A 12,458-nucleotide genomic window follows, 5' to 3' on the forward strand; every position below is an offset into this window, starting at 1 on the left:
ACAATGGCGCACGCCCGCCTTGCTGCGGTCAGAAATTCTTGGTCAGTCTGGCGCCAAATGTGCGCGGATTGCCTACAAAGCAGCGCAGGCCTGTTCCCGTGGTGGGATTGCGCAAGCCCAGCGGCGCATCGAACACCTGCACGGCGATGTTGGTGCAATAGCGCTTGTCCGCGAGATTGTCGCCGAACAGAGCGATCGACCAATTGTCGTCGCGGCCGAACAGCGTGGCGCGGGCGCTGAGCAAGGAATAACCCGGCTGGATCGTGTACGGGTTTCCGTCGATCGTCGTGCCCGCATAATATTTGGTCGTATAGGATATGTCGCCTCGCAGGCTGATCCGCATGTCTCCGCCGACCGGCACGGAATATTCGACGCCGCTCGTGCCCGCGAGCTTGGGCGAGAAGGTCAATGGAAAGCCGCTCAGATCGTGCGTGGCTGGCGTGAAGCCGGGAATGTTGGGCGCGTTGGGATAGGATTTGAACTTTGAGTCGAGATAGGCGATCCCGGTGTTCAACTGAAGACCTTCGACCGGCCTGACGGTCAGTTCGGCCTCGATGCCTTGCTGGCGCAAGGAACCGACATTCTGCACGACCGGCGTGATTCCGAAGAGCGCGCGCTCCTGGAAGTCGTCCACGTCCATCCTGAACGCGGTGGCGTTGAATGTCAGGACGCGATCACGGGTCTGGAACTTGAAACCCAATTCATAATCCTTGACGATCTCCGGATTGAAGACCCGAAGCTGGCCCAGGGCGGCATTTGAGTTGCCGGAGTTGAATCCGCCGGACTTGAACCCGGTCGAATAGGTTGCGAAGAGCATCAATTCCCTGCTTGGACGCCAGGCGAGATTCGCCCTGTAAGTCCAACGGCCTTCGGCGTAAGACAATTTCGTCGTTTCGTTGGTCTGAATCGAAGCCGCCGCGGGATTGAAATTCCTGCCTATGAAGCTTCCGTCCTTGTCATCATGGGTGTAGCGCGCGCCCAGCGTCAGATCGAGCGACGGCACGATCTTGAAGCTTCCCTGAAGATAGCCGGCGAAACTCGACGTCCTCTGGTTGAAGACGAACAATGCCGCCGGATTCCGAGGGTTCGCAAGGCAGGCCGCCGTCGCGGTCGAAGGCGCGACAATCCTGCAGAAGTCCGGCGACAGGTTGAAATTATAATTGATCCGCAAGTCTTCATGATAATAATAAACGCCGCTGACGAAGCTGAAACGGCCGCCCAGAAGATCTGTGGGGGAACTCAGCTGCAACTCGTGCGCGTTGCTCTTGCTTCGCCAGAAATTGTCGCGGGCGAGCAACAGGATGGGAAGGAAGGATCCGTCGCCATCCTGTTCGAGATTGTTCCAGTCTCGATAGCTGTCGGTCAACTTCACGGCGAAATCGCCCAGCTCCAGATCGAATTGGCTGGAAACGCCCCAATGCTTCGAATCCACATGATTGCCGGCTGTGTACTGGTTGGTGGTGCCATCGTCCCGGTCGAGATCGGAAGGCGCGCCGATCCGCGCCGTCAGTGCCGCCAGCGTCGCCGGCGTCAGACTCTTGGCGATCAGGGGCGTATATTGCCATCCCCCGCCCCGCGTGAGCGTATAGTCGCCACGACCCGTCCAGGTCAGCTTATCCGACAATCTCGCGCGCAGCGTCGCGCGCCCCGCAAAATTGTCGACACCGCTTCTGCCGCCAGTGCCCGTGGTTTTCCAATAGCCGTCGAAAAGCTGCGCGAGACCGGCAACGCGAAGCGCGACGTCCTGGCCGAGCGGCACGTTGATCGCGCCGTCCAGCCGGTACCGGTCGCCGGTGCCGGCCTCTACGCCGATATTCCCTTCGAACCGGTCGCTCGGCGCCTTGGTGCGGATGTTCAGCGCGCCCACGGATGCGTTACGGCCAAAGAGCGTCCCCTGCGGGCCGGACAATATCTCAATGGCGTCGAGGTCGAGGAGCGCCCCGTACATCGCGCCCGGGCGTGCGATATAGACCCCGTCGACGAAGGTGGCCACGCTGGGTTCGATGGCGCTGTTCCCGAGCGAACCGAGTCCGCGGATCGACAGGCGCACCCCTGATGTCCCCGGTCCATTGCCTCCCTTCAATGTTGGCGCGATGCGCGGCAGATCCTGCAGCGTCTGAATATTGGCTTTCGCCAGGCGTCCGCTGTCGAGGTTCGTAATGGCGATGGGTACGTCCTGCAGCCGTTCCGATCGGCGTTGCGCCGTGACGATGATCTCGCCTGCGTCGGCGACCGCATTCCCTGTAGCCGAATCGACTTGCTGGGCCAAAACAGCGCCTGGCGTAAGGCAGGCCAAAGCGGCACTCGTAAGATAGAAACTGCTGCGCATCTCATCCTCCCCTCGCGCGCGGCATCCTGTCCGGGCGCGGTGTTTGGACGGTTCAATAGGCAGTGTTGCTCGCGACGGGACGATTGCTTTTTGCGGGTTTAGATAGGCGGCAGGCATCGGGTGCCGCAGAGCGACATCTTTCACCCATTGCGGCTGATGGCAAAAGGTCTTCCAAAGGAGAGACTTGATGACGCAACTGGATCGACGCACCGTGATAGCGGGAGCCCTGGCGGGACCGATCATCAGCGCCGAGGGCGCGCGGGCGCAACCGTCCGGAACGCCTCTGATTGCCACGGAAGAAGCCTATGCGACGCCGGAGCTTATGGCCGCGTTGGACGCCGGACCTCCTGGAATGACTGAAGCTGAGAAGACCTATACCGCTCTCTTGCGCAGCGGAACCGGCGCCGGAGCGTCGGAGCTCAATCGCAAGCTTTGCAGCGTGGAGGCGCGCCTTGCGGAAATGGACGCGAACGGCGTCGATATGCACCTGTTGAGCATCACGATTCCGGGTCCGCAAGCCTTCCCGCCAAAGGAAGGCGCGCGCGTCGCCCGTTCCCTGAACGATGGCCTTGCCGCGATCATTCGCGCCCATCCCACGCGCTTTGCCGGGCTGGCGGCGATAGCGCCTCAGGACCCCCAGGCATCGGTCGCGGAGATCGAACGCGCTCGGAAGGATCTGGCGCTCAACGGCGTGATCATCAACTCGCACAGCTTTGGCGAATATTTGGACGAGCCGAAATTTAGATCCATTCTCGCCGCGCTCGAAGCGCAGGACATGCCACTCTACCTGCATCCGCGTTCTCCGTCGCAGGCGATGATCGGACCCTATGAGAATTACGGGTTGAGCGGCGCCCTGTGGGGATATGGCGCCGATGGCAGCCTGCACCTGCTTCGCATGATATTCGCGGGCGTGTTCGATGAGTTCCCCCGGCTGAAAGTGGTGCTGGGGCATATGGGAGAAGGAATCCCCTATTATTTCACGCGCATCGACAATCGTTATCGCAATCTCATGGCGCGAGGAGGGGAGAAGCTGGGCCTCAAGCCGCTGAGGCAACTTCCCAGCCAATATTTCAAATCGAATGTCTACATCACGACAAGCGGAACCTTCTCCCACAAGGTGTTGGCCTACTGTCTGGACATTTTGGGTGCGGAGCGAATCCTTTTCGCAATCGACTATCCTTATGAGCGCAGCGATGAAGCCGTGCGGTTCATCCGCTCGGCCCCGCTGTCGCCAGTCGATGCAGAGCATATCTGCTTCCGCAATGCGCAGACATTGTTCCGTATAAGGAACCCGGCGCTGCCCAAGATTTGAGCCTGCGCGGGTTCCCTGCGTGCACCCTGGGCCGCGTGTACAAATTAGGAATGCCGGGAAATGGCCAATTCAGGACCTTCCCCTCCCGTAAACGGGAGGGGTTAGGGGTGGGCGCGAGCGTAGCGAGCTTCTGACTTAGCCGTTGCAAAACAGCGCAGGTGCCGCGCCAGCCCACCCCCTAGCCCCCTCCCGCCTGCGGGAGGGGGAATGTCCTGGTTCCACCCGGATCACTCAGTCCAGCGGGTCTTGAATTTATCCACGTCGCCTAGAGCCCCAAATTGCGCCGGTGGTAATTATGCCCTGCCTTGCGGGTCAGGTCGCAGAGCCTTTCGGCAAGCGGAGTCAGCGGCACGTCCGCGCGGCGGACGATACAGATCGGCGCCGCATAGAGGCTGTCAACGAGGCCGATCGTCTGCAAACCTTCCCTGCTGGGCGCAAAATCGAGCCACTGCATCGGGAGCACCGTCAAGAGATCCGAATTGGCGACCGCAAGCAACGTCATCAGCGCGGACTGGCAGTGGACGACAACCTCCGGCTCCGTCAGGCCCGCATTTTCGAACATCGTCTCAAACTCGACTTCGCCATATTGGGTCGAGAAGGAAGGGCGGACCCACTGGGCATCGCGCAGTTCCGCGAGCCTTGTCGCGTGAGCCAATGGATGACCCTTTCGCGCGACGACCATTCGCTTGTTATCGAAAATCTTTTCCACCAGCAAGGTGGCGGCGGACAGATGCTCGTCCAGCGGCCCTACGTAAAAGTCGATTTCACCGGTGAGGATGTCATGTTCGATCGGCTGGAAGAGGCTTTCGGTGAGTTTCAGCAGGGCACGGGGATAGCTTGCCCGAAACGGTCCCAGAATGGACGGCATCAGCGCCAGGCCGGACGCGGAGGACAATGCGACCGAAACCTCTCCGACGAAATTGCCCTTGGCCTGCTCCAACTCCTCATGCGCGCGCCGAAGTTCGGACTGGATCGCCAGCGCGCGGCGCACGAAGAGCTTGCCGAGGGGGGTCGGCGACACGCCATTGGCATGGCGCGTGAAAAGCGAGACGCCAAGCTCATTCTCCGTATCGCGTATGCTGCGCGTGATGGTGGGCTGGGTGATGCCCAGCCGGCGGCTGGCCGCGCGCAGGCTTCCGGCTTCGGCGACGGCGACGACGTCGCGGAGATGACTAAGCTTCATGCATATCCTCCAGCAATGCCTGATTCGATCATAATGTCAGGCTGCAATAGGTGGGAGGCATCGTATGCGCGTGGGTGGCGGCGTTCAAGCGTTCATGTCAGGCGTAGTCGCGCTGCCTGATGCGCAGAAGCAGGGCAGCCGCGAGCAGGGCCGGCATCGCCATGACCAGGGAGACCATTGCGCGCTCATGTCCGAGCGAGAACAGCAATCCGCCCAGCGCGGGTCCAAGTGCGCTCCCGAACCGTCCAACCCCGATGACGAAGCCGATGCCCGAGGCACGCGCCGAGGGAGGAAAGTTTCGCGAGAGAATGGCGTACAGGTTGACCATGCCGCCTATGGTGCTGGCGCCGACGAGGACCGACATGGCGACGAGGACCGGCAAATCCATGGGGACCACGCCGAAGAGCGCGATGGCCAGGCCGCTCAACGTGACCGCGGCGATCACGACCCGCTTGAGCCCAAGCCTTGGCACGAGAAACGCAAAGGCGGAACCGCCCAGCACGCCGCTGACGCTCATCGCCGTGGCGGCCAGCGCCGCCTGAGAGACGGTGTGCCCGGCGCCGGTGATCAGCGACGGCACCCAGCTCTGGATATAATAAAGGGAAAGCGTAAACAGGAAAAAGATGGCCGCGGCGGCGACCGTTGCAGGGAGTTCGGCTGGGGTCAGCAGCAGGCGGATCGACCGACGCCGCGCCCGGGGGCGAATGGCGTCGGGTGCGACGCTAGCCGGCTGGCCGCACCGATTGAGCAAATGGTTCAGCCGCGTCTGCGTCGCCGGCCCGCCCCTCGACAGAATGCCGACGATCGACTCGGGCAGCCAGAGCAGGACGATCGCCAGCATGACCATGCCAAGACCGCTCGCTACAAGGAAAAGCGCCCGCCAGCCCAATAGCGGGATCATCCACGCCGCCAGAATGCCGCTCACGATCGCGCCGGCGGGCAGGCCGAGATTGACGATGGCCACCGAAATGTCCCGCCGCTTCGCATTGGCATATTCGGCCGCAAGCGGGTTGATGACTGCCGCCATCGTGCCGACGCCCAGGCCGGTAATCAGACGCGACCCGATAAGGTCGAAGAGATTGCCCGCGAGCGCTGTCCAAAGCGTGCCGCCGATCATCATCAGCAAGCTGAACAGCAGCGGGCGCCGCCGCCCATAGATGTCGGCGAGCGGCGAGAGAAAGAGCGATCCCAGCGCCATGCCGGCCAGAGCCGCCGCCAGAACCAGCCCGATGGCGGCCTTGCCGATCGCCATCTCTCGACCGATGACCGGCGCTGCGAAAGTGATCGCGAACAGATCCAGTCCGTCGAGCGCGCACATCGCGGTCAGCGCGAGGATGGAGAGCTTTTGCACCCGATGCATAGGAGCATCGAGAAACGCCTGCCAGAAGCCGGGCAACGCGTCGGGAGAATCCGATAGGTCGTTCACTCCGCACTTGCCCCGTCGTCGGACGCCGGGGATAGGCCGGCGGCATGGGCGAGCACGTCGCCCGCCGGCCATATGTCACCCCGCCAGGCGACATGCTGGTCGGGCCGTATCAAGGCCAGCCGCCGTTCATAGAGCGCGGCCACCCTGGGCTCGTCGATTGTCACGATCTTGAGAGGAATGCCGGATTTCGCGGCGTCATTCTCCGCCTCGCGCGTATCCGCGCCTCCGAAGGCGATAAGGGTGAAGCCGGCGCCAAAATGATCATAAAGCGACGAGCCGTCAGCGAGCCATGCATGCGGAGCCAGGCTGCCGGGTGCGGCGCTTGGCGTATAATCGAGCGACAGTCGCCAATCGGCTCCCGTGCCGTCGTCCCGGATGACCGGTGATCGCCAATAACGAAGGCCAAGCACGACACCGAGCGTATAAAATTCCCTTGGCTTGGTCTGCGCGATCAGGTCGGACACCTCACGCCGGACGGCATCGCCCTCCGGGCCATCATCCTCTATCCCGCTGCGGAATAGATTGCCCGGTTGGGTGCCGTGATTGCCTTCGGCTTCGTCCAACACGATTTCGTGGATCAGTCGCCGTTCGGCCTCATAGCTGTCCAGCAGGGCTGGACCGCCCCATCCTTGCAGCGCGGCCGCAAGCTTCCACCCCAGGTCGACGCCGTCCGCGACCCCCATGTTCATCCCGAAGCCGCCATAAGGCGGATGAAGATGACAGGCATCCCCCGCCAGGAAGACGCGCCCGTCGCGATATTTGTCCGCGAGAAGGCGGCTGGCGACCCACAGGTCGGAACTCAGAATTCGGTAAGGCAGGTCGATCCCGGTCGAACGCTTGATGAGGTCGAGCGCCTCCTCATCGGTGAACATTTTTTCCGGCGGCAGACTCAAAGGCATGAAAAACCACAGATCGCCTTCATCCATGGGACCGATCACGCTCGGCACATCCGGATTGACCTGCCAATACATGATTCCTGGCCCCTGCCGATGCGCGTCGGCGAGGCCCGGGGCGCTGAAGATGATATTATAATTGCGCGAGAGGCCGTACCGCCCTTCCATCTTCGCCCCGATCGCCTCACGCACGGTACTGCGCGCGCCGTCGGCTCCGACCAGATAGTCCGCTTCGATCACATGCTCCTCGCCCGTATCGACGGCTTTGACGGTCACCCGGACCGCCATGTCGTCCTGCTCGAAGGAGATGAATTCGCAACCATGCGCCATGGTGACGCAATCGATGGCGAGAAGGCGTTCCCTGAGGACGGACTCGAGCTTGTATTGCGGGATCCACTGCCCATGCTCGGAATAGCGTTCGTCACGCCGCGGCGAACCCTGCATCGCATTTTCGAAGCGGGCCAGCGGATAGCCGTTCAGCCGGGTAACGAAATGCACATCCGTGGGGTAGTCGATGCCGAACGGCGAAGCCTGGGCGAGGACATCGGCAAGTCCCCAGCGACGCAACAGCTCACGCGTCCGGACATGCGTGGTCTTGGCCCGGGGGGCATGTCCGCCCCTCGACTCCCGCTCGATGAGCAGACAGTCGATGGAGCGCATGCCAAGTTCGAGTGCGGTGGCGAGGCCCGTTGGACCGCCACCGACAATGACGATACGAGGGCGCTGGGCGGAGAGATCAGGGGAAGGGTTTTTCGTTTTCATGAACCGACGCTACCGCGTCCGATCACGCATCGAGATATGGCAGAAGATAAAGAGTGATGCCTGGGAACTATCGAGCGGAATGCCCTTATGCCGGACGGGGAACATTTCGGCCGACAACGCTTGGTCTGCACCGTCAGAAGCTCATCAATCGCTCGGGCAAAGCGTTGCAGCGGTTGCCATGGCAAACCGCTGCGCTGGCCTGAATAGTTGACCTGCCGCATGTTGGAGGATTGAGCCGGTCCCGCGTGCAATCCTTGCCGGTTGTGCCGTCTGCCGACGGCACTGTCCCATGCTATGGGGCGGACACGACATTCTCGATAGCGCCGATTTTGTCGACCTCGCATCGTACGACATCGCCCGGCTTGAGGAAGCGGGGCGGGTCCATCGCGACACCAACCCCCTCTGGCGTGCCGGTCGCGAGAATATCGCCGGGCTCCAGCATAAAGGCCGTCGAGAGATAGGCGATCTGTTCCCAGATATTGTAAATGAGTTCGTTGCTATTGCTGTCCTGCCGAACCTCGCCGTTGACCAGGCATCGGATGCGCAAGTCGTGCGGGTCGGCTATTTCATCGGCCGTGACGATCCAGGGGCCTATCGGTCCGTGGGTATCGAAGGACTTCCCGACCGTGAACGTCGGCGAATGAAACTGCCAGTCTCGCGCAGAGACATCGTTTACGACGACATAGCCGAACACGTGCGACCGGGCCGCACTTGCGGTGACACCTTTTGCGGCCGTCCCGACGATCACTCCCAATTCGACTTCATAATCCAGCTTTTCCGTAACACCCGGATCGATCGGATCGAATGGCCCGGAAAGGCAAGTCGTCTGCTTGTTGAACCACAATTGCTGCTTGGGGGCCGGAATGCCGTGGCGCTCGCCCTCTTCCGCATGCTTGCGATAGTTCATGCCGATCGCAAGAAATTTGCCGGGCCGTTCGATGGGGCAGACAAGTTGCGCATCGGACAGGGGGATGGAGGGCGTTCTGGACGCGACAAATGCAGCAATATGGCCCAGCGCCGTCTCGCCGCCGGCGACGATTGAAAGCATGGTGGGGTAGTCGTGCAGTTCCGCCAGCGGGACGATGCCATCATCCTTCAGCACGCCCAGGCCGATGCCGTTTGCCGATCTGTACCGTAATAATTTCATGTCGAACCTCTCTCATATCTGGGGCCGCACAAGGGCCTGCCATTGTCCCCTTCGTGAAGGCGCCGCGCCATCCGTGCTTCTTCCCTTTCGACATCGACTAAGGCACCGCTTCACGGTCTCATGTCAGCCCGGCATCGGCGTTGCGGAGCGGAGCGGCTAGATAGAGGAATAGACCAGGTGATAGCCGCCATGCATCAGAGCAGGCGGTGAACAGCGCCGGCTTTGCCCCATGCTTCGACTCTTGAGCAGATGGGGCCGATATGAACCTTCTTCTCGACGGGCCGGAGGGCCAGCAGGGTTTCCAAAGGCTGGATACCTGTCTATGCCGCCAAGTCCGGACTTGAAACCGTCGAATGGTCTCTGGGGCTGTTTTACCGAGCCAGCGAACGGTGGAGTGTCATTGGTTTCCTCAACTATCAGCGACTGCTCGATAGCACCGCCAAAAGCCCGATCGTTCGCCAGGTAGGAACGGCAAGCCAACTGGGGTTCGGCTTGGCTATCGTTCGGAAGTTCTAGACGAAACGTCTGACACCTTATGGACGTGGCGCCAGTGATCGGGCGCGGCGTCGCACCGCTTCAACACCTATGATGTGAAGAAGAAGCGCCGCAAGCCGCCGGAAGAGCATGCCGTCATGGAGGTGCCGCCGATCATCAGCGTGGCTGAGTTCGAGGCGGTTCAGCGATCCTTGAAGGCGCGCAGCCCCAAAATGATGCCACCGCGCGCGGTCGGGGGATCGACGCTACTGACCGGCATCTGCTTCTGCGCGAGCTGCAACGGCGCCATGACGCTCCGCACGGGCACGAGCCGAAGCGGGCAAGAATACCGTTACTACACCTGCGCGACCAAGGCGACGAAGGGGAAAACTGGCTGCAAGGGCGTCTCAGTTCCGATGCATCAGCTCAACCAGGCGGTCGTCGACCATCTGGAGAAGCGACTGCTCGATACTGCGCGCCTGGAAGGTCTGATGGATCAACTGCTCAACCGACGCGACGAATGGGCGGCAGAACGCCGTCTACACGTCGCTGAGATGGAGCGTCGCGCGACCGAGGCAGAGGCCAAGCTGACGCGGCTCTACGAAGCGATTGAGAACGGCCTAGTGGATATTGGCGACGCATCGCTCAAAACGCGGATCGCAGAACTGACGGCCATCCGCAATCAGGCTCGCGGTGACGCCGAGCGAGCGGTCACGCACATCGAGCGGATCGGTCCAGAAATCACGCCACACACGCTCGGCACTTTCGCCCGAGCCGTTCGCCGCAAGCTACGGCACGAGGATGGCACCTATGCCCGAAACCAAATTCGCGCGGTCGCGCAGCGGGTGGAAGTGATCAGCAAAACCGATGTCCGCATCCGTGGCAATCGCACGGAATTGTTGCGAACCCTCACCGCCGCCTCTGGCGTAGAGGCGGCGGTGCTAGGGACTCGTGGTTTTGGACCGAAATGGTGCGCTTACGTGACTCGATTGCCACTATCAGTGAATTGATTTTACAACATAAAATTCGTGGGCAAGAGCTGCATGCCCCCACTTGAGCCCCCAGCTCTTTTTTTCGCAGTAATGGGTCACAAGTTCGAGTCACGGCCACCCAATCCGACCGGGATATCTCGTGATTCGATCCCGTCGCGATACCTTGGATTCCGCTGGCCAGCGACGGGCGTTTCGGTGCAGCCGGGTAAGGCTGAGCGCCGCGTTCCGACGCTGCCGTTCAGCCGCGAGAGGGCTGCCTGGAGTCGTTCAAGCGGAGCCTGACCCTGTATAGCCTCGCATTCGGGTCAGCCGCGTCAGAAACACCTCCTGGAATATCTGCACGACCTTCTCGGATCAGATATGAGCGCCGAGGATCTCCTCGAACTTCAAATTCAGCTATAGCCGTAGTCAATCTGCATCGCCGGCGAGCGCAGCGCAGCGCTCGCCGGCAAGCGCCAGCACTTGGCCTTGAACACTGGCAGCAGCCTCGGGTTCCAATGCGAAGCCCGGCAGCCTGACGATCTCCACGGCGTTTGTCAGGCAGTCGATCAGCTCGGCGATGGCCCTCTCTGCGTCGTCTCGAGGTAAGCCTATAGTGCGCGCCAGCGTCATGAAATCTCGGCGCGTCAGCCGATCATCCTTGCCGTTGAGCTTGAGCGCCATCCGGTCGCCGCCCAGGCCTGGGAAGACCCGCGTCGTGACCGCATCATAAAGCGGCGCGAACCGAACCGACGTGAAGACCTTTGCCTCGGGCTCGACGATCTTGAGGAGTGCGAGATTTTTGAGATGCATATCTCCGTCAGCGATTAGCCAGGCGAACACCGCGCGGCGAAACAGAATGTCGAGGTCGGCGGCGGGATCTGTTGAGAGCGGCCGCAGCCCGCGTGCCATGCGTTCGATCGTGCCGTCATATTTCGCCGATGCCGGGAGATCGAGGACCGAGCAGAAATCCTCTAGCGCGAGCCGACGCTGATCGTCCGCACCACGACGAATATCGAAACGCTCGACAATGAGCGCGGGCGACATGCCGTCCGGCATCGGGGCCAGTGCGATATCGGGCACATCAAAGCCGGCTGCGCGGCCCAGCGCCAGGCAGAGCCACTCGACGATCGGCAGCATCTCGAAGCCCGCCGTCCCGGCAGGCTTCAGGATATGGGTGAATGGCAGGTCAATGGCCGGCAGCAGAGCGCCGTCGGCTGCGAGGTGCATCGGCGCCTTGATCTGGACGCCCGACAGACGCGGCGTCTCGGCGCGGGCAAAGATCCGCGCGAGATTCTGCTCGAAACTTTCCTCGATCGCGCCGCGCGCTGGCCCCTCGTAACGGCCGGTGAAGCGACCGGCCTCGACGAAGCCCTCCAATCTCGTCGTCAGGCTAGAGGCTTGCCCGGCTGTCTTCCTGACGATCTTCGCCAGCACCCTTTCCACGGGTCCGACGGCTGCGAGGTTCACGCATGGTCTGTCTCCTGCGCCACCCCAAAAAAGCAAAAGGCCTCCCCGCAAAGGCGGGGGTGGGCGGCACGAGCGACCAAGAGGCCCGGCTCCAGCGGCCGGGGGCACCGTCAGGGCGAAACGAAAGTGGAGCACCCCAAGCGCAGCGCCGGGGTTGCCCCGGGCCGCGACGGGCCTAGCCGGGAGCGCCGCCTGCACCCGCCGTCACGGGAGAGGCCCAACAGATACGCCGCCGCGCCCAGCGCGGTGGCCACAGCCCATGCGCCAGCGATCGCAACCGTCAGGCCGAGACCCGCAGGGCTCGGCGGCGAATGCAATGAGCCGTAGAGCGCGACCGCGCTAGCGCGGGGCGCCGGTGCTGCTGTTTTTATTCAGTCCGACCGAAAGCCGACACTGCCTGCGCCAGCCCCTCACCAACGATCCAGCGGGCTCGCTCGAGATGTGAGCGCCAGCAGGTCTCCGCACCCAAACTCCCGGGATCAATGCCCATC

The 12,458-nt window shown here is 62.1% G+C and carries 8 protein-coding genes and 1 pseudogene; 3 read left to right on the top strand and 6 right to left on the bottom strand.

The features are described 5' to 3' along the window. Positions 1 to 28: 28 nt before the first annotated feature. Positions 29 to 2,269, bottom strand: coding sequence for a TonB-dependent receptor (locus tag EWH10_RS02110; protein WP_044660074.1), 2,241 nt, complete (start codon positions 2,267 to 2,269; stop codon positions 29 to 31). Between the two features lie 247 nt (positions 2,270 to 2,516). Here EWH10_RS02110 and EWH10_RS02115 point away from each other — a divergent pair, with 247 nt between their 5' ends. Then, positions 2,517 to 3,641 (top strand): amidohydrolase family protein, encoded by a 1,125-nt coding sequence (locus EWH10_RS02115; RefSeq protein WP_083198881.1) that lies wholly within the window; start codon positions 2,517 to 2,519, stop codon positions 3,639 to 3,641. Positions 3,642 to 3,906: 265 nt separating this feature from the next. Here EWH10_RS02115 and EWH10_RS02120 read toward each other — a convergent pair whose 3' ends face one another. The 4 genes from EWH10_RS02120 to EWH10_RS02135 form a co-directional block, all read right to left on the bottom strand. After that, positions 3,907 to 4,824 carry a LysR substrate-binding domain-containing protein gene (locus EWH10_RS02120; RefSeq protein ID WP_044660075.1) on the bottom strand — a complete coding sequence of 306 codons (918 nt, stop codon included), beginning with the start codon at positions 4,822 to 4,824 and terminating at the stop codon, positions 3,907 to 3,909. A gap of 97 nt (positions 4,825 to 4,921) precedes the next feature. Further along, positions 4,922 to 6,250 (bottom strand): MFS transporter, encoded by a 1,329-nt coding sequence (locus tag EWH10_RS02125; RefSeq protein WP_165363306.1) that lies wholly within the window; start codon positions 6,248 to 6,250, stop codon positions 4,922 to 4,924. Next, positions 6,247 to 7,905 (bottom strand): FAD-dependent oxidoreductase, encoded by a 1,659-nt coding sequence (locus EWH10_RS02130; protein WP_044660077.1) that lies wholly within the window; start codon positions 7,903 to 7,905, stop codon positions 6,247 to 6,249. The genes EWH10_RS02125 and EWH10_RS02130 overlap by 4 nt, the downstream gene beginning before the upstream one ends. A 292-nt stretch (positions 7,906 to 8,197) precedes the next feature. Continuing rightward, positions 8,198 to 9,052, bottom strand: coding sequence for a fumarylacetoacetate hydrolase family protein (locus tag EWH10_RS02135; RefSeq protein WP_044660078.1), 855 nt, complete (start codon positions 9,050 to 9,052; stop codon positions 8,198 to 8,200). Between the two features lie 297 nt (positions 9,053 to 9,349). Here EWH10_RS02135 and EWH10_RS22195 point away from each other — a divergent pair. Both EWH10_RS22195 and EWH10_RS02145 read left to right on the top strand, forming a co-directional pair. Further along, positions 9,350 to 9,568, top strand: a pseudogene (locus EWH10_RS22195) (MipA/OmpV family protein); the annotation flags it as partial. 74 nt (positions 9,569 to 9,642) lie between these two features. Continuing rightward, on the top strand, positions 9,643 to 10,536 hold the full coding sequence (locus EWH10_RS02145; protein WP_229742395.1) for a recombinase zinc beta ribbon domain-containing protein: 894 nt from the start codon (positions 9,643 to 9,645) through the stop codon (positions 10,534 to 10,536). A 390-nt stretch (positions 10,537 to 10,926) separates the two neighbouring features. On the opposite strand, the gene EWH10_RS02150 is transcribed toward EWH10_RS02145, so the two are convergent. After that, positions 10,927 to 11,967 carry a HipA domain-containing protein gene (locus tag EWH10_RS02150; protein ID WP_229742393.1) on the bottom strand — a complete coding sequence of 347 codons (1,041 nt, stop codon included), beginning with the start codon at positions 11,965 to 11,967 and terminating at the stop codon, positions 10,927 to 10,929. Positions 11,968 to 12,458: the final 491 nt, after the last annotated feature.

It is taken from the genome of Sphingobium fuliginis, assembly GCF_004152845.1.
GTDB lineage: Bacteria > Pseudomonadota > Alphaproteobacteria > Sphingomonadales > Sphingomonadaceae > Sphingobium > Sphingobium fuliginis.